This window comes from Micromonospora sagamiensis (assembly GCF_014680085.1).
GTDB classification, from domain to species: domain Bacteria; phylum Actinomycetota; class Actinomycetes; order Mycobacteriales; family Micromonosporaceae; genus Micromonospora; species Micromonospora inyonensis.
Genome location: NZ_AP023438.1, coordinates 3,948,055 through 3,969,818, shown reverse-complemented (window position 1 = coordinate 3,969,818; position 21,764 = coordinate 3,948,055). Strand labels below are relative to the sequence as shown.

At 74.2% G+C, this 21,764-nt stretch carries 16 protein-coding genes; 6 read left to right on the top strand and 10 right to left on the bottom strand.

Annotated features, from left to right (window positions below):
- Positions 1 to 98: 98 nt before the first annotated feature.
- Positions 99 to 5,033, top strand: a complete 4,935-nt coding sequence (locus tag IGA62_RS17545; protein WP_145819832.1) for an SCO7613 C-terminal domain-containing membrane protein — start codon at positions 99 to 101, stop codon at positions 5,031 to 5,033.
- 198 nt (positions 5,034 to 5,231) lie between these two features.
- Here IGA62_RS17545 and purE read toward each other — a convergent pair whose 3' ends face one another.
- From purE to IGA62_RS17530, 3 genes are all read right to left on the bottom strand, one after another.
- Positions 5,232 to 5,723 carry a 5-(carboxyamino)imidazole ribonucleotide mutase gene (gene purE / locus IGA62_RS17540; RefSeq protein WP_145819834.1) on the bottom strand — a complete coding sequence of 164 codons (492 nt, stop codon included), beginning with the start codon at positions 5,721 to 5,723 and terminating at the stop codon, positions 5,232 to 5,234.
- A 53-nt stretch (positions 5,724 to 5,776) separates the two neighbouring features.
- Positions 5,777 to 6,937, bottom strand: coding sequence for a 5-(carboxyamino)imidazole ribonucleotide synthase (locus tag IGA62_RS17535; RefSeq protein WP_145819836.1), 1,161 nt, complete (start codon positions 6,935 to 6,937; stop codon positions 5,777 to 5,779).
- Between the two features lie 174 nt (positions 6,938 to 7,111).
- Positions 7,112 to 9,163 carry a thioredoxin domain-containing protein gene (locus IGA62_RS17530; protein WP_145819838.1) on the bottom strand — a complete coding sequence of 684 codons (2,052 nt, stop codon included), beginning with the start codon at positions 9,161 to 9,163 and terminating at the stop codon, positions 7,112 to 7,114.
- Positions 9,164 to 9,351: 188 nt separating this feature from the next.
- Here IGA62_RS17530 and IGA62_RS17525 point away from each other — a divergent pair, with 188 nt between their 5' ends.
- Positions 9,352 to 10,383, top strand: coding sequence for a phosphatidylinositol-specific phospholipase C domain-containing protein (locus IGA62_RS17525; RefSeq protein ID WP_145819840.1), 1,032 nt, complete (start codon positions 9,352 to 9,354; stop codon positions 10,381 to 10,383).
- Positions 10,384 to 10,476: 93 nt separating this feature from the next.
- Here IGA62_RS17525 and IGA62_RS17520 read toward each other — a convergent pair whose 3' ends face one another.
- The 3 genes from IGA62_RS17520 to mca all read right to left on the bottom strand — a co-directional run bounded on the left by IGA62_RS17520 (position 10,477) and on the right by mca (position 14,410).
- The gene (locus IGA62_RS17520; RefSeq protein ID WP_145819842.1) at positions 10,477 to 13,008 is read right to left on the bottom strand and encodes a putative bifunctional diguanylate cyclase/phosphodiesterase; all 2,532 of its coding nucleotides are present in this window, start codon (positions 13,006 to 13,008) and stop codon (positions 10,477 to 10,479) included.
- Positions 13,009 to 13,237: 229 nt separating this feature from the next.
- Positions 13,238 to 13,480, bottom strand: coding sequence for a hypothetical protein (locus IGA62_RS17515; RefSeq protein WP_145819844.1), 243 nt, complete (start codon positions 13,478 to 13,480; stop codon positions 13,238 to 13,240).
- Between the two features lie 48 nt (positions 13,481 to 13,528).
- Positions 13,529 to 14,410 (bottom strand): mycothiol conjugate amidase Mca, encoded by an 882-nt coding sequence (gene mca, locus IGA62_RS17510; protein WP_145819846.1) that lies wholly within the window; start codon positions 14,408 to 14,410, stop codon positions 13,529 to 13,531.
- A 205-nt stretch (positions 14,411 to 14,615) separates the two neighbouring features.
- Between mca and IGA62_RS17505 the strand changes: the two genes are divergently transcribed.
- Both IGA62_RS17505 and greA read left to right on the top strand, forming a co-directional pair.
- Positions 14,616 to 15,050, top strand: coding sequence for a DUF4307 domain-containing protein (locus tag IGA62_RS17505; RefSeq protein WP_145819848.1), 435 nt, complete (start codon positions 14,616 to 14,618; stop codon positions 15,048 to 15,050).
- Between the two features lie 131 nt (positions 15,051 to 15,181).
- Entirely contained in the window at positions 15,182 to 15,682 is a 501-nt protein-coding gene (gene greA, locus IGA62_RS17500; RefSeq protein ID WP_091457378.1) for a transcription elongation factor GreA, read from the top strand.
- Positions 15,683 to 15,790: 108 nt separating this feature from the next.
- On the opposite strand, the gene ilvA is transcribed toward greA, so the two are convergent.
- From ilvA to IGA62_RS17485, 3 genes are all read right to left on the bottom strand, one after another.
- On the bottom strand, positions 15,791 to 17,011 hold the full coding sequence (ilvA, locus tag IGA62_RS17495; RefSeq protein WP_145819851.1) for a threonine ammonia-lyase: 1,221 nt from the start codon (positions 17,009 to 17,011) through the stop codon (positions 15,791 to 15,793).
- 84 nt (positions 17,012 to 17,095) lie between these two features.
- Positions 17,096 to 18,505 carry an amidase gene (locus IGA62_RS17490; RefSeq protein ID WP_145819853.1) on the bottom strand — a complete coding sequence of 470 codons (1,410 nt, stop codon included), beginning with the start codon at positions 18,503 to 18,505 and terminating at the stop codon, positions 17,096 to 17,098.
- A gap of 16 nt (positions 18,506 to 18,521) precedes the next feature.
- On the bottom strand, positions 18,522 to 19,664 hold the full coding sequence (locus tag IGA62_RS17485; protein WP_145819855.1) for a cystathionine gamma-synthase: 1,143 nt from the start codon (positions 19,662 to 19,664) through the stop codon (positions 18,522 to 18,524).
- A 92-nt stretch (positions 19,665 to 19,756) separates the two neighbouring features.
- Between IGA62_RS17485 and IGA62_RS17480 the strand changes: the two genes are divergently transcribed.
- Positions 19,757 to 20,188: an HIT family protein gene (locus IGA62_RS17480; RefSeq protein ID WP_145819857.1), complete on the top strand. Its 432-nt coding sequence runs from the start codon at positions 19,757 to 19,759 to the stop codon at positions 20,186 to 20,188.
- Here IGA62_RS17480 and IGA62_RS17475 read toward each other — a convergent pair.
- The gene (locus IGA62_RS17475; RefSeq protein ID WP_186500037.1) at positions 20,137 to 20,712 is read right to left on the bottom strand and encodes a GNAT family N-acetyltransferase; all 576 of its coding nucleotides are present in this window, start codon (positions 20,710 to 20,712) and stop codon (positions 20,137 to 20,139) included. The genes IGA62_RS17480 and IGA62_RS17475 overlap by 52 nt on opposite strands.
- 292 nt (positions 20,713 to 21,004) lie before the next feature.
- Here IGA62_RS17475 and msrA point away from each other — a divergent pair, with 292 nt between their 5' ends.
- A complete protein-coding gene (gene msrA, locus IGA62_RS17470; protein ID WP_145819861.1) occupies positions 21,005 to 21,667 on the top strand; it encodes a peptide-methionine (S)-S-oxide reductase MsrA in 663 nt (220 codons plus the stop codon).
- Positions 21,668 to 21,764: the final 97 nt, after the last annotated feature.

The following is a 21,764-nucleotide window of genomic DNA, read 5'->3' as shown; positions in this document are numbered from 1 at the left end:
CCGCGATGCGGCGACAACTGTCGAAATCCGTGCCGGGTTTGGGCATGCTGCCACAGTGGGATTCCACAGTGCGGGGCGACCGGGCGGAGGAGTTGTTCGTGGCTAGCTTCCAGTGCGCCTCGTGTGGTCGGGAGATCAAGCCGGCACGCCGCTGTCCGGTGTGCGGGGCTGAGCAACCACAGTGGGCGGCCCACATCGCCGAGGTCGAACGGTCCATCGCGGAGATGAAGGCGCGGGACGCCGAGATCGCCCGTGAGCAGCGGCAGATCGCCCAGAAGATGCAGGCGGCGCTCTTCCAGCGGGACATCCTCGCGCACGCCGGCGAGGAGAAGCTGAAACAGGCCACCAAGACCCGCCGGGTGCTCCGTCGCCGTGGCCCGCGCCGGCCCCCCGGCGCACCGGCCGGGGACTCCACAGGTGTCCCGACCGGGGGCTCCACCGGCGCCCCGCCCCGGGTGCCCCGCCAGGGCAACCGACCGCCGGACGACCCGCCGACCACCACCACCGCCACCTGGCTCGACGCGGACGACCCGGAGCATCCGCCGGAGGCGTCCTCGCGGGAGGTGCAGAACATCCCGCTCGGCTTGGGTGCGCTGCTGATCGGCGTCGCCGCGGTGGTCTTCGCGGGCGTGGCGACGTCCTCGATGGACGCGCTGGCCCGGCTGCTCATCCTCCTCGCCGCGACCACACTGATGCTGCTCGCCGCGCCTGCGGTCGCGCGGCGGTCGCTGGTGTCCACGGCCGAGACCATCGCCGCGGTCGGGTTGATCCTGGTACCGCTGGACGGGTACGCGCTCCACGCCGTGGCCGGGTCCGGCGCGGACGCGGTACCCGGCACGGTCTTCGCCGGCCTCGTCTTCGCGGTCACCGCCGGAGTCGGCTACGGCTACGCCCGCTGGACCGGCCTGCGGGTGCCCCGGTTCGCCGCCGTGCTCGCCGTGCAACCGGTGCTGCCCCTGCTCGCCTCCGGGCTGGTGCGGGGGGCCACCGGGTGGGCACTGGTCTTCACCGTGGTCGCCGCGATCGACCTCTGGCTGGCCCGTTCCCCACTGACCACCGAGCGCCCGGTCGTCCCGTCACCGGTCGCCGCCGACCGGAGCCGGGCCGCGACCCGGCCGGAGGGTGCCCCCGAGGAGGCCGACGAGGTCTTCAGCGACCCGTCGACGAACACCGGAGCCTTCCGGGCCGGTGTCCGGCCGGCGGCCCCGGCCCGACCGGTGCCCTGGCTGGCGGAGCTGGCCTGGGCGCTGCACGCCGTGGCGCTCGCCCTCGCCCTGGCGTACGCGGTCACCGCGCTGCTACGCGCGGACACCCTGCCGGCCACGCTCGGCGCGGCGGTCGTGCTCCTGCTGGCCGCCGGGGTGACCCTGGTCGGGACGATGGCGGTACGCCGCCCGCCCCTGCCCGATCTCGGGGCCGCGATCGCCACCCTCGCCGTGATCGGTGCGCTGAGCCGGGTCGCCGCGGTCGCCCTGCCCGGCCAGGTGATCCTGCTGATCTCCCTGGTGATCGCCCTGACCAGCCTCGCCGTCCGGGCCGTACCGGCGGCGATCCGGCGCGGGCCACAGCTCGCCTCGGCGGTGGCCCTGACCGTCACCGGGCTGTTCGTCGGGTCCGGTGCGCTGTACGCCGGGCTCGCCCCGGTCAACGCGGCGCTGCCCGCCTGGGCCGCCGACCTCGACCGCTACCCGGCCGTCCTCGCCGAGGCCGCCGGCCCGGTCGGTTGGCAGCTCGCCACCAGCGCGCTGCTGCTCACCGTCGCGGCGGTGCTCGCGCTCCCGGGGGAGATCCGGCGGGAGTTCGCGGTGACCGGGACCGCCGTGACCGCGTTGGCCGTACCCGCCTCGTTCGGGCTGGGCTGGGCCGTCGCACCGTGGCCGCTGGTGCTCACCGCCATCGGTCTCGGTCTGGTCGGGCTCTCCGCCCGCACCGTCCGGGCCGCCCGGGCGCATGTCGGCGCCGCCGCCGTGGTCGGGCTCGCCGGTGCCGGCGCGTCGCTGGCCCGGCCGGCGCTCACCGCCGCCGTGCTGCTCGCCCTCTTCGCGGGCGGGGTACTGGTGACCCTCGCCCCCCGGGTCCGGGTCGCCTCGGCGGCGGCAGCGGACACCATCACCGCCTGGGCGGCCGGCGGCGCGGCGTTCGCCCTGCCCGGGGCGGTGGCCGCCTTCGTCGCCGCGCTGACCCCCGCCGGTCCGGTGCTCACCCCGGCCGCCCTGCGGGAGGTCACCGTCCCGATCCTCGCCTCCAGTTTCCTGGCCGTCTGCGTCACGCTCGGCTACTCGGCGATCGTCCAGGTGTCGCAACGGGAGATCAGTCCGCCGCTGGCGGTGGGCGCCGGGCTGGGCGCGGTGATCGTCGCGGGGGCGGCCTTCGTCGCCCCCGGCGCCACCTCCGCCGACGCCTGGGTCGCGGCGTTGCTGCTCGCCGCCGCGCTGCTGCTCTTCCTCGCGCCGGCCATCGACGCCCGGGGCCGGGCCGACCTCGCCCTCGACGGCTCCGACTTCGCCGCGGCGGCGGCCACCGCCGCGCTCGTCGCCACCCTGCTGCGGATCGCGGCGGTGCTCGCCCCCGGTGCGCAACTGGTGGTCGCGGCGGCGCTGGTGCTGCTGGTCGCGGTCGCCGCCCGGACACTGCCGGACGAGTGGCGGCGGGGTCCGGTCCTGGGCATGGCGGTGGCCGGGGCGATCGTCGCCGCGCTGGCCGGCTGGATGGCGCTGCGGGGCGGGTTCGGAGTGATCGCGGTACCCGGGCCGATCTGGGCCGGTGACCTGACCGGTTGGCCGGCCGCGCCCACCGGCGGCACCACCGCGCAGGCTCCGGTCGCGCTGGTCCTGCTCGGCGTCGCCGCCGCGATCCTCCTGCCCGAACCATGGAAGCACGACGTCTCCGGCGCGGCGGCGGTGCTGGCCACCATCGGCGCGGCCGCCGCGTTCGACCTGCCCTGGTGGTCGCCGGTGCTGGTCGGCGGCACGGTCGCCACCGTCTTCGGGATGGCCGCCGTCGCGGCGGCCGATCCACGGGCCGCGCTCTCCCGGGCCACCGTGGCCGCCCTGGTGGCGCTGCACGGGGTGGGCGCGGGGCTGGTCCGGCCCTGGACCACCGCACTGGCACTGAGCATCGTGGTGCTGGTCGGGGCGACGGTCGCCGGGCTGGCCCGGACGTTCGCCGCCCGGCAGGTCGAGCGGATCGAGACCACCGGCATGCCGCCACACCTGGCCACCATCGGCGGCCTCGGCACGGCGGCGGCCCTGCTCGCCCTGCCCGGTGTGGTCGCCGCCCTGGCCGCCGAGGCCGGGCACGGCCCCGAGGTGCTGCTCACCGCAGCGCTGGCCGCGTCCAGCATCGGCCTGGCCGCGGTGGCCGCCCTCCGGCGGCGGGTGCCGCAGTACCTGCCGTACGCGAGCTTCGGCATCGCCGCCGGAGCCACGGTCAGTGCGCTCGCCGCGATCCCCACCGGCCTGCCGGTCGGGGTCTTCGCGGCGGCGGCGGCCCTGCTCGGGGTCCTCGCCGAACTGGTCCGGGCCGCCACGGTGCCACCGGCCACCTCGGCCCAGCCGGTCGGGCGCTGGGCGGTGCTGGTCGACGGGGCGCTGCGCCGGATGCCGGACCGGCTCGCCGACCGGCGCTGGCGGGTCAGCCCGGCGGCCGGCGCGCTCGCCGCCGCCACCCTGCCGGTCGCGCTGGCCGTGATTTCGATCGCGCCGGCCCTGGTGGTCGCGTTGGTCGAGCCGTACGGGACGCTGTCGCAGGTCTGGGACGGGCCGCCGCCACAGCTGTTCACCCCGCCGGCCGAGGCGGCCGACCCGACCCACGTGCTGACCGCCCTGCTGCTCACCATCTGCGCGGCGCTCGGCGCGACCGCGTTCAGCGGCGGACAGTACTTCCGGGCGGTCCCGGTGGTGCTGCCCGGCCTGGCGGTCACCGTGCTCATCACGCCGATCGCGTTCGGCCTGGGCTGGCCGCAGACCACCCTGGCCGCGCTGGCGGTGTTCACCCTGGCGATGCTCGGGCTGGCGCTGACCCCGCCACCGCCCCTGGTCGAGCGGGCCCGGTCGCTGCGCTGGACCCGGGCGCTGACCTTCGGCATCGGGCTCGCCGGTGGCGGGGCGGGGCTGGCCGGCAGCCTCGCCACCCGGGACCTCACCGTCTTCACCCTCGCCGGGGCGGTCGCGGTCGGGACGGTCGCGGCGCTGTTCGGCAGCACCGAGCGGGCCCGCATCCTCGGCTGGCTGTTCGCCTCGCTGATGGCCCAACTGCTGGTCCTCACCATCGGCCTGGTCGCCGGGCTCGCGCCGGTCTGGTCGGCGTTCGGGGTGCTGACGGTCGGCGCGGCACTCCAGGTGTTCGCCGCCCGCCTGCCCCGGCTGCGCCGGCCGGAGGCGCACCGCGAGGCGGCGACCGTGGAGTGGAGCGGGTACGCCGCCGCGCTGATCGCGCTGGCCCTGGCCTTCGACTCGCCACGGCACATCGCCGCCCTGCTCGCCGGCTGGGGCGCGGTGCTCGGGGTGGCCGCCACCCGGCCGGGTCGCCGCCCGGCCGAGCGACGCATCCTGTTCTGGTCGGTGGTGGCCTGCGAGATCGTCGCCTGGTGGATCCTGATGCGGGTCGCCGACGTGGCGCTTCCCGAGGCGTACACCCTGCCGTTCGCGGCGCTCGCCCTGCTGGTCGGGATGATGGAGCTGCGGGAGCGACCGGATCTGAGCAGCTGGGTGGCGTACGGGCCGGCGCTGGTCGCCGCGTTCGTGCCGACCCTGGCGATGGTGCTGGCCACCGACTCCAGCATGCTCCGGCAGGTGCTCCTGCTGCTCGGCGCGGTGGCCGTGCTGGTCTGGGGTTCGATGACCCAGCAGCAGGCCCCGGTGATCGTCGGGGCGGTGGTCACCGGCATCGCCGCCCTGCATGCGCTGTTCAGCCTCGGGCCGTGGCTGGTGCTGCTCCTGGTCGGCCTGGTGCTGCTCGTGCTGGGCGCGAGCAACGAGCGACGCCGCCGCGCCCAGGACCGTCTCCAGACCGCCCTACGCGGCATGCGCTGACCCGGCCGCACCGCCCTGCCCTGCCCTGAGGCTCCCCGCCGCCCGGCTGGGGGTGGTAGGACCCGCCCCGGCTGGGGTGGTAGGAGGGGTCCCCTGTTACCGCTTTTTGAGTAGCAGGGGACCCCTGCAACCACGTGTCGAAGAACAGACGAGGTCCGGCGGGCACCGTGACCGGGGTGTGCTCAGCCCGGGGTGTGCTCAGCCCAGCGAGGCGCGGAGCGCGGCTTCCTTCTCGGCGACCAACTGCTCCAGCCCGGCCTGGTACGCCGTCATCCGCTCCCGCAGGACCGGGTCGGCGGCGGCGAGGATACGCACGGCGAGCAGGCCGGCATTGCGCGCACCGCCGATGGACACGGCGGCCACCGGCACGCCGGCCGGCATCTGCACGATGGAGAGCAGGGAGTCCATCCCGTCGAGGTGCTTCAACGGCACCGGCACGCCGATCACCGGCAGCGGGGTGGCGGAGGCGACCATGCCCGGCAGGTGGGCGGCACCGCCGGCCCCGGCGATGATCACCTTCAGCCCCCGGTCGACGGCGGAGCGGGCGTACTCGATCATCTTGACCGGGGTCCGGTGCGCGGAGACCACGCCCACCTCGTACGCCACGCCGAACTCGTCGAGCGCCTCGGCGGCGGCCCGCATGGTCGGCCAGTCCGAGTCGCTGCCCATGATCAGCCCGACGGTACTCACGCTGGCCTTCCCTTCGTTGGCGGGAGCGGGGCCGACGAACTCGCCCCGCGCGGTCACTGGTGGCCCTCGCGCAGCCAACGGGCGGCCCGCGCGGCCCGCGCCCGTACGTCGTCGAGGTCGTCACCGAGCACCGTGACGTGCCCGATCTTCCGGCCCGGTCGGACCTGCTTGCCGTAGAGGTGCACCTTCGCGCCCGGCTCGGCGGCGAAGAGGTGGTGCAGCCGCTCGTCGATCCCCATGCCACCGGGCTCGCCGCCGAGCACGTTCGCCATCACCACGACCGGCGCGGTGAGCGAGGTGTCCCCCATCGGGTAGTCGAGGACCGCCCGCAGGTGCTGCTCGAACTGCGAGGTCCGGGCGCCCTCGATGGTCCAGTGCCCGGAGTTGTGCGGCCGCATCGCCAACTCGTTGACCACCAGCCCGGTCGGGGTCTCGAAGAGTTCCACGGCGAGTAGGCCGACCACGCCGAGCGCGGTGGCCAGATCGATGGCGAGCTGCCCCGCGGCGATCGCCAGCTCCTCCGGCAGGTCGGGCGCGGGGGCCAGCACCTCGGCGCAGATGCCGTCGCGCTGCACCGTCTCCACCACCGGATAGACGGCCACCTGCCCGAACGGCGAGCGGGCCACCTGCACGGCCAGCTCGCGGCGCAGCCGTACGCGCTCCTCGACGATCAGCGGGGTGCCGGCGGCGAGCAACGTGCCGGCCAGCTCGGCGGCCTGGTCCGGGTCCTCGACCAGCCAGACACCCCGGCCGTCGTAGCCGCCCCGGGCCGCCTTGAGGACCACCGGCCAGCCGGCGCCGGTGCCGAAGTCGACCAGGTCGCCCGGGACGGTGACCGGTCGCCAAGCGGGGACCGGGGCGCCCAGCGCGCTGAGCTTCTCCCGCATGACCTGCTTGTCCTGGGCGTGGACCAGCGCGTCGGCCGGCGGGTAGAGCGTCACCCCCTCGTCGGCCAGGGCGCGGATGTGCCCGGTGGGCACGTGCTCGTGGTCGAAGGTGACCACGTCGCAGCCCTTGGCGAAGGTGCGCAGCGCCGCCAGGTCGGTGTGATCGCCGTACTGCACATCGGCGGCGACCAGGGCCGCGCCGTCGTCGGGGGCGAGGGCGAGCACGCGCAGTGACTGGCCGAGGGCGATCGCGGCCTGGTGGGTCATCCGGGCCAGCTGGCCACCGCCCACCATGCCGACAACGGGGAGACCGGTACGGGAGTCCATAGCGGCGCCCAGCCTATCCGGGCGGTCCGAGGTGCCGGCAGTCGCCGCCGGTCGGGGGTTTGCAGGGGGCCCCTGCTACACAAAAAGCGGTAACAGGGGGCCCCTCCTTCCACCTCGACCGGGTGCGGGGCAGCACGCCCTCAGGCCGGGTGCGGCACCGGTGCGTGGGGCGGGCTACCGGGCTGGTCGGGTGAGTTGGGTCACGAGGTCGTCGACGGTGGTCACCGGGCGTTGGCAGACGAAGCCCCGGCAGACGTAGGCGGTGGCACGGCCGTCGAGCATCGGCCGGTCGGCGAGCAACGGCACTCCGGGCTGGTCCGGTCGGCCGGCGACGACCACCGCCCCGGGCGGGGCGTGCCGGTACGCGGCGGCGACCAGCGGGTCCCCGGCCGGGTCGTCGGTGACCACGGCGATCTCGTACGGCCCGGAGAGCAGCGCCTCGCCGACGCCTGCCGCGTACCCGGTGAACCGGGCGTGCCGGCCGACCAGCGGGGCGACGGTCGCCAGCGCGGCCTCGGCCGCCTCCCGGTAGCGGGTCTCGCCGGTCAGCGCGGCGTAGTCGACCAGCGCCGCGACGATCGCCGACCGGCCGGAGGGGGTGGCGTTGTCGGTCGGGTCGGCGGGCCTGGTGACCAGGCGCTCGGCGTCGTCGGCGGTGTCGTAGAAGCCGCCGCCGGGCGCGGCGAACCGGGCCAGCGCGGTGTCCAGCAACTGCCCGGCCAGCTCCAGCCATCGTCCTTCGCCGGTGAGCTGGTGCATCGCGCAGAACGCCTCGGCCACGCAGCCGTAGTCCTCCAGCACACCGGCCGGCTGGCCGACCACGCCGTCGCGGGAGACCCGGCGCAGCCGGCCGTCGACGAGGTGTACGCCGGCGAGGTGCTCGGCCGCGTCCCGCATCGCGCCGTCGGCGACGATGGTCACGCCCTCCAGCAGGTTGTCCTCCCCGTCCGCACCGCTGGCGCCCCGGGTCTCGACCAGGCGGACGAACTCCGCGATCGCGGTGATCGCGAGGCCGTTCCAGGCGGCCACCACCTTGTCGTCGCGGGTGGGCTGGGGTCGGGTGTCCCGGGCGGCGAGCAGCCGGCGGACCACGTCCTGCCAGCGGGCGCGTACCGCCGGGTCGGCGTCGTCGACGTCGCGGGCCAGCCGCAGCACGCTCGTGCCGCCCTCGAAGGTGCCGGCGGACGTGACCCCGAACAGGTCGGCGGCGAAGCGGCCGTCGTCCTCGCCGAGCACCTCGACCAGTTGGGCCGGCGTCCAGACGTAGGTGAGTCCCTCGACGCCGTCGGTGTCCGCGTCGAGCGCGGAGGCGAACCCCTCGCCGGGCCGGTGCAGTTCGTCGGCGAGGAACCGGGCGACGTCCCGGGCCACCCGGGCGGCGAGCGGGTCGTCGGTGAGTCGCCAGAGCTGGGTGTACGCCCGCAGCAGCAGGGCGTTGTCGTAGAGCATCTTCTCGAAGTGCGGCACGGTCCAGTGCCCGTCCACCGAGTACCGGGCGAATCCGCCGGCGAGCTGGTCGTGGAGGCCGCCCCGGGCCATCGCCTCACAGGTGTGCCGGACGATCTCCAGCGACTGCCGGGAGCCGGTGCGCTGGTGGTGCCGGAGCAGGAAGAGCAGGTTCATGTGCGGCGGGAACTTCGGCGCGCCGCCGAAGCCGCCGTTCGTGGCGTCGTACTCCTGGGCGAGCTGGTCGGCGGCGGCGTCGAGCAGGTCGGCGGTGAGCGGGGTGGTGGGGCCGCCGACGGCCTGGGCGCCGCCGATCGCCTCGACCACCGCGGCCCCCTGCCGGAGTACGGCGTCGCGCTGCTCCCGCCAGGCGGTGCCGACCGATTCGAGCAGCCGGAGGAAGTTCGGCCGGGGGAAGTAGGTGCCGCAGAAGAACGGGGTGCCGTCCGGCGTGGCGAAGACCGTCATCGGCCAGCCGCCCTGCCCGGTCATCGCCTGGGTGGCGGTCATGTAGACCGCGTCGACGTCCGGGCGCTCCTCGCGGTCCACCTTGATCGCCACGAAGCCCTCGTTGAGCAGGCGGCCGACGGTCTCGTCCTCGAACGACTCGTGGGCCATGACGTGGCACCAGTGGCAGGCCGAGTAGCCGACCGAGACGAGCACCGGCACGTCCCGCCGTTTCGCCTCGGCGAACGCCTCGTCGCACCAGGGCCACCAGTCGACCGGGTTGCCGGCGTGCTGGAGGAGGTAGGGACTGGTGGCTTCGGCGAGTCGGTTCACCGGACGACCATAGCCAGCGACCGGCGGCCCGACGTCCCCGTCCTCGGAGGAACGCCCCACCTGGGACCGCGACCGCGGGTCTCCGCGAGTCGGTCGGGGTGGTCCGGGGGCTTCCCCTGGGACACATTCATCGACTTTCATCAGTGCATGCCCGGCGACCGTCGCCGGTCTCCCCCAAGGAGGCACGCATGCGCGGATCCCGTCCCCGGTCGGTGCTCACGTCCGTCGCCCTGGTCGCGACGCTGCTCGTCACCGGCTCCCCCGCCACCGCCGCCGACCCGACCACCCGGGTCTCGGCCGCCACCACCGTCGGCACCCACAACGCGTACGAGCAGGACACGTACACCTACCTGGCGCAGGCGCTCGACGCCCGGCCCGGCATGATCGAGCTGGACGTCTGGCCGGACATCATCACCAGGCAGTGGCGGGTCAGCCACTCCAACCCGCTCGGCAACGCCAACAACTGCGTCGCCGCGACCAGCGCCGACCAGCTCTACACCGGCACCCGGAACAAGAACCTCGAACACTGCCTGGACAACATCCGGCTCTGGCTGGCCGCCCACCCGGACGCCGGCCCGCTGCACCTGAAGCTGGAACTGAAGACCGGCTTCAGCAGCCGTACCGGGCAGGGGCCGGTGCAGCTCGACGCGGTGCTCGCCGCCCGGCTGGGCAGCCGGGTCTACCGCCCCGCCGAGCTGCGCGGCGGACACGCCTCGCTGGACGCCGCCGCCCGAGCCGACGCCTGGCCGACCCGGCAGCAGCTCGCCGGCCGGGTGATCGTCCACCTGATCCCCGGCACGGTCGAGCAGGGCAATCCGACCGACACCCTGTGGACCGACATCGAGTACGCCCGCCACCTCAACGCGCTGGCCGCCGCCGGCACCCTGGCCAGCGCCCAGGCGTTCCCGGCCGTGCACAAGGCCCAGGCCGGCGACCCCCGCACCCGGTACGCCGACACCACCCTGCGCCCCTGGTTCGTGATCTTCGACGGGGACGCCACGGCGTACGTCACCGGCGGGATCGACACCTCCTGGTACGACAACAACCACTACCTGCTGGTGATGACCGACGCGCAGAACGTCCCGCCCGCCGTGGGCGACACCGACCCGGTCGCCGCCCGCGCCCGCGTCGCCGAACTGGCCGCGCGGCACGCCAGCGTCGCCTCCGCCGACTGGGCCGCCATCCCCGAGGTCGTCGACGACGTCCTCGACCGGGGCTGACCCGAAGCGGGGCGAAGCGATCGTTGTCGCGTCAGCTGTGGGACACGCCGCAGCCACGCCTGCTGGCGCGACAACGAGGAGCCGAGGAACCCCTCAGGAGGCCCCGTCGGCGCGGAGCGGGAAGACGTTCGCGGTGGCGTTGTCCAGCAGCGAGCCGAGCACCGTGGAGATCTTGTCGGCGGGCATCGGCTTGAAGAAGTGGTAGCCCTGGGCGGCGGTGCAGCCCAGCTCGGCCAGGGCGAGCCGCTGCTCGGCGGTCTCCACCCCCTCGGCGACCACCCGTAGCCCCAGCTCGTGGGCGAGCCCGACGGTGGTCCGGACGATCGCCGCCGCCTCCGGTGAGTCGGCCATCCGGATCACGAAGGAGCGGTCGACCTTCAGCTCGTCGACCGGCACCCGGGTCAGGAAGGTCAGCGACGAGAAACCGGTGCCGAAGTCGTCCACGGCGATCTGCACGCCCATCCCGCGCAGCGCGGCGAGAACCTCGTCGATCACCTCCAGCTCGCTCATCACCACCGTCTCGGTGATCTCCAGGACGAGCCGGCGTGGTGGCACGTCGTGCCGGCGCAGCGCCTCGGCGATCTCGGCGGGGAGGCGGGGATCGAGCAGACTGCGCGCCGAGAGGTTCACCGAGATCGGCACGTCCAACCCGTCCCGGGCCCAGTCGGCGGCGATGGCCAGCGCCTTGTCCAACACGTACCGGGTGAAGGCGCCGAGCTGTTCACTGTGCTCGACCGGGCCGATGAAGTCGGCGGGGGTGAGCAGACCCCGGCGCGGGTGCAGCCAGCGGACCAGCGCCTCCACTCCGGTCGGCGCGCCGGTGGCCAGGTCGACCGCCGGTTGCAGGGCGAGGTGGAGCTGGTCGTCGACGGCCAGCGCCTCGCGCAGTTCGGCCAGCAGGGTCAACTGGTCGGTGCTGGCGTCGTCCCGGGAGCTGTCGTACGGGGCGACGCTTCCACCGCCCTTCTTCGCCTGGTACATCGCGATATCGGCCCGGCGCAGCAGCTCGGCCAGGTCGGCGGTGCCGGCGCCGGCCACCACCACCCCGACCGACACCTCGGTCGACATCCGCACCCCGGCCACCTCGGCCGGCGCGGCGAGCCGCTCCACGATCTCCCGGGCCCGGCGCAGCGCGTACGCCATCGGGGCACTGCCGTGGTCCACCACCGGTAGGGCGGTCGTCAGCAGCGCGAACTCGTCGCCGCCGAGCCGACCGAGCAGGTCACCGGGGCGGACCAGGGAACCCAGCCGGTTCGCGGTCAGTTGGAGCAGGTGGTCGCCGGCACCGTGCCCGAGCGTGTCGTTGACCTCCTTGAAGTGGTTGACGTCCAGCAGCAGCAACGCCACCGGCTGACCGTGCGCGAGCTGCCGCAACGCCTCGTCACCCCCAGAGAGCAGGGCGGCCCGGTTGACCAGTCCGGTGAGCGGGTCGTGCACCGCGTCGTACGACGACCGCGCGGTGATCCGACGCAGCTCCCGGTGGGTCGCCGCGTCGTGCAGCGCGGCGGCCAGCGCGTCGGCGAAGGCGGTGAAGGCGTCCTGTTCGGAGTCGGTCGGTCCGGTCGAACCGGCGAGGCGGATCCGCAGCTCGCCGACGCGGGTCGCGCCGACGGCGAGAGTACGGGCCAGCTCGTGCCCGGTGGCCGACGCGGGCTCCGGCGCGGCACCGTCCCGCTCGGTCACCCGGCCGCCGACGTCCCCCCGGTACCGTCGCCACCGGCCGTCGTCCCGGACCACGTGCACGTCGACCAGTTCGGCCCGGAAGAGGGTGAGCCCACCGGTGACCGCAGCCGTGGCCACGCTCCGCTCGTCGAGCTGGTTGAGCGTCCCGGTGGTCTCGGCGAGCGTCCGCCACGTGCGGCGTTCGTCCTCGGCGCGCAGCCGGTGCCGGTAGGTCTGCTGGAGCAGCCAGCACGGTGGCGGCAGGAGCAGCAGCCAGCGCGGGTCGAGGCGGATCAGCGCGATGACCAGCAGTCCGATCACGACGTTGCCGACGAACATCAGCAGCTTGCCGCGAAGCGCCGCGAGCAGCGGCGGGGCGACGGTGGTGTCGTGCCGCAGGGCGAGGGCGAGGCCGCCGAGCGCGGCGCTGGCCAGCAGGTACGTGGCCGCACCGGCGAGCAGGGCGAGGGCGAGGCTCGGGGTGGGCGGGGCGAGGAACGGCTGCCCGAGAGCGGTGGTGACCACCACGGCGGTGGCGGTGGCGGTGGTGACGGTGGCCACTATCCGGACGAGGTCCACGATGGAACGCCGGTCGGTCAGCAGCGACAGCAGACCCCAGGTGACCGTCGTGCCGACCAGCGCGGCCGCCGGGAGCCAGCCGGCCGGGGCCAGGTACAGGGAGGCGATCAGGGCGGCCTCGCCCCAGGTGATGCTGACCATCCCGGCGACGGCCCGGAACCGGAGCCGGGCCAGCTGGGCGGTGCCGAACACCACGACGGCGATGCCGAACCGGGCCAGCGGGGGCAGCGAGTCGTCCGGGGAGAGCCGGGCGGGGACGGCGAACCCGGCCACGGCGGCGGTCAGCGCGGCCAGCAGGAGCACACCGATGAGCAGGCGGACCCGGGTCGGGGTGTCCCGGAGGCCGAGCCGGTCCGGCGCCCGGCGGCCCGGATCGGAGATCACGGTGCTGCTCCGTCCGGCCGCTCTCCGGCCCGTCGGCGGGCAGCCGGTGCTGTCCTGGTCACTGGCGCCCCCCTCCCGCGCACGGCTCGGGGGCTGATGGTCCCCCGGCGGAAGGCTAAGCCAAACCGGGGGACCGCAACAGGGGGCGACGCCCCCGTTTGACCCGGATCATGCCCGGAAGAACGCCTTGCGGTGCTGCTGGCACCCGCGCTGAGCGTTCGTCGGGTTTCTACTGTGACGTGGACCGTTCTGTCGGATCAACGACTGCCTCGCTCTTCGCGACGTCCGTCGACGCTCCCTGGTCCGGGAACCGGTCCGGCAGGCGCCGCAGGCGGGCGTTCATGTTGCGGATCAGCAGCACGGTGGCGGCGCCGAGGATCAGGATGAGGAACAGGCCCATCGGGCCGGCGAGACCACCGGTACGGGTGTCCCCGAAGTTGTTCTGGGCGAGCACCTGCGCGGCGGTCAGCATGGGTTTCCTCCGGTCTGCGGACTACGACCAGGGTAGCCCCACGAACGGTCAACAGGCATGGGCCCTCTCCCGTACCCCGGCGAAAAGGTCCGACTCGGGCAGCGCGCTGTCGACCAGGGAACGGGCCAGGATGAAGTCCTCGGTCGGCCAGGCGCGGCGTTGCAGGTCCATCGGGACGTGGAACCAGAACCCGTCCGGGTCGACCTGGGTGGCGTGGGCACGCAGCGCGTCGTCGCGGACCGGGAAGTAGTCCGCGCACTCGACCCGGGTGGTGACCCGGGGGCCCTTGTCCTCCCGGTCCTCCCAGCGCTCCAGCCACTGCGCGTACGGGGACTCCAGGCCGGCCTCGACCATCGCCTCGTGCAGGGCGGTGACCTTGCTCTTGGAGAAGCCCATGTCGTAGTAGAGCTTCAGCGGCTGCCAGGGGTCGCCGAGGTCCGGGTAGCGCTCCGGGTCACCGGCCGCCTCGAAGGCCGCGACGCTGATCTTGTGGCACATGATGTGGTCGGGGTGCGGGTACCCGCCGTCCTCGTCGTACGTGGTCACCACGTGCGGCTTGAACTCGCGCATCAGCCGGACCAGCGCGCCGGCCGCCACCTCGACGTCCTCGAGGGCGAAGCACCCCTCCGGCAACGGCGGCAGCGGGTCGCCCTCGGGCAGCCCCGAGTCCACGAAGCCCAGCCAGGCCTGCTCGACACCGAGGATAGCCCGCGCCGCGTCCATCTCGGCCCGCCGGACCTCGCCGATGTTGGCCCAGACCTCCGGCCGGTCCAGCTTGGGGTTCAACACGCTTCCGCGTTCCCCTCCGGTACACGTCACGATCAGCACGTCCACCCCCTCGGCGACGTACTTGGCCGTGGTCGCGGCGCCCTTGCTCGACTCGTCGTCGGGATGGGCGTGGACGGCCATGAGACGCAGTTGCTCTGCCAAAGCCGCACTCCTCGTCTGTGCCCGACACCGGACCCCACGGACCGGGCGGGTGAGCTGCCGATATCTCCACCAGCCCCGGTGACCGGCTGCCGACCTGTCAGCATGGGCACTGACCTGCCAACATCGCAGCGTGGACGGGCTGAGAGGATGGACCAGGCCCATTCTTCCCGAAGCCTGTGACGACGATGCCAGGAGATGCCCACCGGTGACCGAGACGCACGCCACAACTACACCGGGTGCACCGGTATTCCCGCCCGGCCGGTACGGTCGGCGCCGGAATCCCGGCCGGCGTCGCCCGTGGCTGACCGCGGTGCTGCTGGCGGTCGCGCTCGCCGCCTCCGGACTGGTCACGTTCCGCCTCTACCAGCAGTACGGCGACCCGACCTACGACGCCCAGGTGATCACCTACACCGACATCACCGACAACCAGGTGGTGGTGGCGTTCCGGGTCACCGTGCCGCCCGGTGGGTCGGCGGTCTGCCTGCTGCGGGCCCGCGACGTCGACGGCGCGGAGGTGGCCCGCGAACAGGTGACGGTGACCGCCCCGGGCGACGAGCGGAGCATCACCACCCGGCACCGGCTGGCCACGTCCGCCCGCCCGTTCATCGGCGAGGTCGTGCGCTGCCGACCATCGTCCTGAGCTGCGGAAACGCTTCCACGCAGCGGCACCGGGCGGTCACCGGCGGTATTCGTCGCCCCGGAGCCGGGTGCGGCACTGGTAACTTGGTAGTTCACCTGTCAGCCAGCCACGCACAATCGAGGAGAACGCCTGTGTCCACCACTGGCAACGAGGCGCCCGCCACCTGGCTGTCCCAGGACGCGTACGACCGCCTGAAGGCCGAACTCGACGAGCTGATCGCCAACCGCCCGGCGATGGCTGCGGAGATCAACGCCCGGCGCGAGGAGGGCGACCTGCGGGAGAACGGTGGCTACCACGCCGCCCGCGAGGAGCAGGGCAAGCAGGAGGGGCGCATCCGCTATCTCCAGGAGTTCCTGCGCACCGCCCAGGTCGGTGAGGCACCCAGCGCCGACGTGGTGACGCCCGGCATGGTCGTGACGATCTACTTCGACGACGACGCCGACGACAGCGAGACCTTCCTGCTCGGCTCGCGGGAGATCGCGTCCACCACGGAGCTGACCGTCTACAGCCCGGAGTCGGCCCTCGGGAGGGCCATCCTGGGCGCGCGCTCCGGGCAGGCCGTCACCTACACCGCGCCCAGCGGCGCGGACATCAAGGTGACCGTCGTCTCGTTCGAGCCGTTCACCGGCTGACCGACCCTCCCCCACACCGTCCACCGGGGCGTGTGGCCCACACGGGCCGCACGCCCCGACGGTTTCCACGCCCGCCCCCGAGGCGGCGCACGCCACGTCTGCCCAGCTTCACGCCTCCGGGGCGGCGAAGACCTGGTAGCCGTTGGCCCGCAGGGCACTGATCAGCGTGTCGGAGTGGTCGGCGCCCCGGGTCTCCACCGAGAGCGCCACCTCCACCTCGCCGAGTCGCAGGTGCGGGTGGACCCGCTGGTGCACCACGTCCACCACGTTGGCGCGGTGTTCGGCGATCTGGGTCAGCAGGGAGGCCAGCTGCCCGGGGCGGTCCACGCACCGGACGGTGATCCGCAGGAAGCGACCGGCTGCGGCGAGGCCGCGCTCGATCACCCGCAGCATCAGCAGCGGGTCGATGTTCCCGCCGGATAGCACCGCCACCGTCGGCGCGCCCACCTCGACCGCACCGGCGAGCAGTGCCGCCACCCCGACCGCACCGGCCGGCTCCACCACCTGCTTGTTCCGTTCCAGCAGCATCAGCAGCGCCCGGGAGATGTCCTCGTCGCCCACCGTGACCACCTCGTCGACGAGCTTGTGCACGTGGGTGAAGGTGAGGTCACCGGGACGGCCGACCGCGATGCCGTCGGCGATGGTGCTGAACGCCGGCAGGCGCACCGGCTCCCCGGCCGCCAGCGAGGGCGGGAACGCCGCCGCCCCGGCCGCCTGCACCCCGACCACCCGTACGTCGGGACGGAGCGCGCGGGCCACCACGGCGATCCCGGAGACCAGGCCACCCCCGCCCACGCCGGTGACGATGGTCCCCACCTCCGGGCACTGCTCCAGGATCTCCAGCGCCACCGTGCCCTGCCCGGCGATCACGTCCGGGTGGTCGAAGGGGTGGATGAACACCGCCCCGGTCCGCTCGGCGAAGGTCTGTGCCGCCACCAGGGACTCGTCCACGGTCGCGCCGACGAGCTGCACCTGCGCGCCGTACCCCTTGGTCGCCGCCACCTTGGGCAGCGGCGCGTTCACCGGCATGAAGACGGTGGCGGTGGTGCCGAGCAGGCCGGCGGCGAGCGCCACGCCCTGCGCGTGGTTGCCGGCGCTGGCGGCGACCACGCCCCGGGCCCGCTCCGCCGCGCTGAGCCGGGCGATCCGCACGTACGCGCCCCGCACCTTGTACGACCCGGCGCGTTGCAGGTGCTCGCACTTGAGCCAGATGGGCCCGCCCAGCGCGGCGGTGAGCGGGCGGGAGGGCTCCATCGGGGTGGCCCGGGTGACCCCGGCCAGCAGTTCCCGCGCTGCCTGGACGTCGGCGAGGCCGACCAGCTCCGTCATGCCCTGATGGTGCCACCTGCTCCTGGGGACGGCATCGCGGACGGTGGCCCCGGCCCGTTGTCGGGGCCGGCCCACACTGGACGACTACGCGGCGGCCGGCGATCCCGTCCCGACGCGCGGGTACCCGGGGGCATGCCGCGCCCAGGGCGCCTGCATCTCGAACTGCCCGGCCACACCGAGCAGCAGCAGCTCGGAGCCGGGCGGGCCGACCAGCTGCACCGCCACCGGCAGGCCGTCGGGACGCCGCCCGACCGGCACCACCAGCGCCGGCAGGCCGGCGATGTTCCACGGCGCGGCGTACGGGGCGTACCGGATGCTGGTGCTCATGTTCGACCGCCAGGACCGGCCCGACCAGGTCTGCGCTGCCGGCGGCGCGCTGGCCAGCGCGGGGGTGAGCAGCAGGTCGACCGAGTGGTCGGTGAAGAAGCCGATCGACCGTTCGCGCCAGGCGTCCCGGTCGGCCTGGCGGACGTATCCCCGGCGCTGCGCCCACTCCCCCAGGGCGACGTGCCGCCGGCTGCGCCGCTGGAGGTGCCGGCGTTCCAGGCCACCGGCCCGGACGTCGACGGCGGCGGCGGCGAGCCAGGTCGCGACGCCCTTGAGCCCGAGCGCGGTCGGGTACACCGGGTCGGCCGGCACGGTGTCGTGGCCGGCGGCGGCGAGCAGCCGGCCGGCGGCGGCCACCGCGTCCCGGTTGGGGTGGTCGGCGGCGATACCGCGCACCGGCGAGCGCAGCGAGACACCCACCCGCAGCCGCTGCGGGGGCACCAGCTTCTCCTGGGGACGGCCGGCGAGCACCTGGAAGCCCACCGCCGCGTCGGCGACCGTGGTGGTCAGCATGCCGTGCTCGGCCAGCCCGAACCAGTCCTCCGCGCCGAGCTGCCAGGGCACCACACCCCGACCGGGCTTGAGCCCGACCAGGCCGCAGCAGGCCGCCGGGATGCGGATCGAGCCGAGACCGTCGTTGGCGTGCGCGATCGGCACCAGTCCGGCGGCCACCGCCGCGGCGGCACCGCCGGACGAGCCACCCGGCGTCCGGCCCGGGTCCCACGGGTTGCGGGTGACGGCCGTCTCGTCGTCGGTCACCGCCCACAACCCGAGTTCCGGCATCCGGGTGACGCCGAGGATGACCGCGCCCGCGCCGCGCAGCCGGCGGACCACCTCGTGGTCGCTCTCCGCGACCGGGGTACGCACGGCGGCCGAGCCCCGCCAGGTGGGCAGGCCGGCGACCGGCGTGTTCTCCTTGACCGCGACCGGCACCCCGGCCAGCGGCAGGTTCGCCAGGTCCTCCTGCTCGTCGACCTTCTCCGCCTCGGTGATCGCCTCCCCGCCGCGTACCGTGCGGAACGCGGCGAGGTCGGCGTCGGCCCGGGCGATGTGGTCGAGGTGGTCGGCGACCACCTGGGTCGCCGAGACGTCCCCCCGGCGTACGCCCCGGGCGATCTGCTTCGCGGTCGCCCCGACCCAGGTCGGCATGATGTCCTGCACGGCCACCCTCCCCAGCCAGCGGTCAGCCCAGCGCCTGCTCCAGATCGGCGAGCAGGTCGTCGACCGTCTCGATGCCGACAGACAGTCGCACGAGATCGCCGGGAACTTCAAGCGGCGAGCCGGCGGCACTTGCGTGTGTCATCCGGCCCGGGTGCTCGATCAGGGATTCCACCCCGCCGAGGGACTCGGCGAGGACGAAGAGCCGGGCGCGGTTGCAGATCTCGACCGCGTGCTCCTCGCCACCGGTGGCCCGGAAGGAGATCATGCCGCCGAACCGGCGCATCTGCTTGGCGGCCACCTCGTGGCCGGGGTGCGACGGCAGGCCGGGGTAGATCACCTCGGCCACCTTCGCGTGCCCGTCCAGATAGGCGGCGATCCGCTCGGCGTTGTCGCAGTGCCGGTCCATCCGGACGCCGAGGGTCTTGACGCCGCGCAGGGTGAGCCAGGCGTCGAACGGGCCGTTGACCGCGCCCATCGCGTTCTGGTGGTAGCGCAGCTGCTCGCCCAGCTCCCGGTCGGCCGCGACGAGGGCGCCACCGACCACGTCGGAGTGACCGCCGACGTACTTGGTGGTGGAGTGCACCACCACGTCCGCGCCGTGCGCGATGGGCTGCTGGAGGTACGGCGAGGCGAAGGTGTTGTCGACCACCAGCAGCGCCCCGGCGTCGTGCGCGACCCCGGCCAGCGCGGCGATGTCGGCGATGCCGAGCAGCGGGTTGGTCGGCGTCTCCACCCAGACGATCTTCGTGCTGCCGGGGCGGATCGCCGCCCGTACGGCGTCCGGGTCGGAGACCTTCGCCGGGGTGTACGCCAGCCCCCAGCGCTCGGCGACCTTCGCGAAGAGCCGGTACGTGCCGCCGTACGCGTCGTCCGGGATGACCACGTGGTCGCCCGGCTTGCAGACGGTCCGCAGCACGGTGTCCTCGGCAGCCAGGCCGCTGGCGAAGGCGAGGCCGACCGGGCCGCCCTCGAGCGCGGCGAGGCACTCCTGGAGGGCGTCGCGGGTCGGGTTGCCGGACCGGCTGTACTCGTAACCCAGCCGGGGCGCACCGACGGCGTCCTGGGCGTAGGTGCTGGTCTGATAGATCGGTGGGATCACCGCGCCGGTGCGGGCCTCCGGGTCCTGGCCGGCGTGGATCGCGAGCGTCTCGAAACCGTGGTTCATTCCCGACAGGCTAGTGCCCCGGCCGATACGCGATCCGTGAAGTGCGCCGCGCGGCCCGGCCCGGCGGCCACGTGAGGCATTAGCCTGCCCGGATGAGCGGGTGCGTGTTCTGCGGCATCGTGGCCGGTACGGTACCGGCGTTCCGGGTCACCGACGAGGCGGACGGGGTGGCGTTCCTGGACACCCGGCCGGTGTTCCGGGGGCACGTGCTGGTGGCGCCCCGGGCCCACCTGGTGACCCTGGCCGACCTGCCGGCGGAGTCCATCGCCGGGTACTTCGGGCTGGTCCGCCGGCTCGCCGTGGCGGTCGAGGCCGGGCTGGGCGCGGACGGCACCTTCGTGGCGATGAACAACCGGGTCTCCCAGTCGGTGCCGCACCTGCACACCCACGTGGTGCCCCGGACGAAGGGGGACGGGTTGCGCGGCTTCTTCTGGCCCCGGACGCGTTACACCGACGACGCCGAGGCGCAGTCCTACGCCGACCGCGTCGCGGCGGCTCTCTCCTCCGGCCCTGGTCGGGTGTAGCGGGTGATCCAGAGGCCGGGGACGGGTTCGGCGTCACCGAGCACCACGAAGCCGAACGACTCGTAGAGCGCCCGCGCCGGCCGGTTCGCCCGGCCGGTGGCGACGACCACGGTACGGCCGCCGGCCCGGGTCAGCACCTCACCGACCAGCATCCGGCCGACGCCGCGCCGGTGGACGGCCGGGTCGACCACGAGCCGGTCGATGTCGACCGTCGCCGCGTCCTCCGTCCAGGCCACCGCGCCGACCAGGCGACCTCCACCGGACCCGCCGGCCGCCGCGTCGTCGGCCGCCGTGTGATCGGTTGCCACGCGGTCGGCCACCTCGTCTTCGGTCGCCGCGTCATCGGCGAAGGCGACGAGCCAGCGCAGGGGCGCGGCGCGAAGCTCGTCGAGGGTCTCCCTCAGCGTGGGGATGCGGTCGTCGCCGATCAGCACCGCCTCCACCGCGTACGCGGCCCGCTGCACCCGCAGCAGCGACCGCGCCACCGCCTCGTCCGTGCCCGGCTCCATCTCCCTGATCTCCATCAGCGGAGATGGTGGCAGCGATCGGCTGGTCGGGGCAGCGGTTTTTCCCGCCGGGGTCAGCGGGGGCAGCCCTGGCCGGGGCGGGCGCACAGGTGTCCCGCCCTCCGGCCGGGCGGGCGCACGGACGGGGCAGCTCGACAGGAGGTCGGACCCGAATGTTCCCCCCGCCCGACGCCGACGCGGTGAGCGGTTCGTCGCCTGGACCGCCCGTGATCGCCTGACCGGCGGCTGAACGGGTAAGGACGGGGGACCCGCCGGCGTTGCAGGATAGACAGATACGAGAGGAGTCATCGTGTTCCTGCGCCGCATGAAGGCCGAAATGATCACGCCCGACCAGGCCCTGCCCGGCCGCCCCCTGGCGATGCCGGTCAGCGACCGGCACGAGGTGCTCGGCACCCCGCTGAAGGGCCCGTTCCCCGAGGGCGCGCAGGTGGCGGTCTTCGGGATGGGCTGCTTCTGGGGCGCGGAGCGCCTGTTCTGGGGCCTCCCCGGCGTGATCACCACCTCCGTCGGGTACGCGGGCGGCTACACCCCGAACCCGACGTACGAGGAGGTCTGCTCCGGTCGTACCGGGCACGCCGAGGTGGTCCAGGTGGTCTACGACCCCACGACGATCGCGTACGAGGACCTGCTCAAGGTCTTCTGGGAGAACCACGACCCGACCCAGGGCATGCGCCAGGGCAACGACGTCGGCACCCAGTACCGGTCGACCATCTACACCACCAGCGACGAGCAGGCCGCCACCGCGAAGGCCTCCCGGGACGCGTTCGCCCCGATCGTGGCCCGTGCCGGCCGGGGTGAGATCACCACGGAGATCGACCAGCTCGGCGACTATTTCTTTGCTGAGGACTACCACCAGCAGTACCTCGCCCCGACGAAGAACCCGAACGGCTACTGCAACCACGGCCCCAACGGGATGAGCTGCCCGGTCGGCGTGGCCCGCACCAGCGGCTGACCGCAGCCCTGCCCACGACGTACGGGAGGGGTACGGCGACCGGCGTGGTTCACGCCCAGCTGGTCGTCGTGCCCGTCCCGGCGACCGCTCCTCGACG

Coding starts and splice junctions, on each gene's coding strand:
- IGA62_RS17535 (WP_145819836.1), bottom strand. CDS start 6,937: ATGGACTCCCGTACCGGTCTCCCCGTTGTCGGCATGGTGGGCGGTGGC.
- IGA62_RS17525 (WP_145819840.1), top strand. CDS start 9,352: ATGCGCGGATCCCGTCCCCGGTCGGTGCTCACGTCCGTCGCCCTGGTC.
- IGA62_RS17515 (WP_145819844.1), bottom strand. CDS start 13,480: ATGCTGACCGCCGCGCAGGTGCTCGCCCAGAACAACTTCGGGGACACC.
- ilvA (WP_145819851.1), bottom strand. CDS start 17,011: ATGACGGAGCTGGTCGGCCTCGCCGACGTCCAGGCAGCGCGGGAACTG.
- IGA62_RS17485 (WP_145819855.1), bottom strand. CDS start 19,664: ATGAACCACGGTTTCGAGACGCTCGCGATCCACGCCGGCCAGGACCCG.
- IGA62_RS17480 (WP_145819857.1), top strand. CDS start 19,757: ATGAGCGGGTGCGTGTTCTGCGGCATCGTGGCCGGTACGGTACCGGCG.
- IGA62_RS17475 (WP_186500037.1), bottom strand. CDS start 20,712: ATGGAGATCAGGGAGATGGAGCCGGGCACGGACGAGGCGGTGGCGCGG.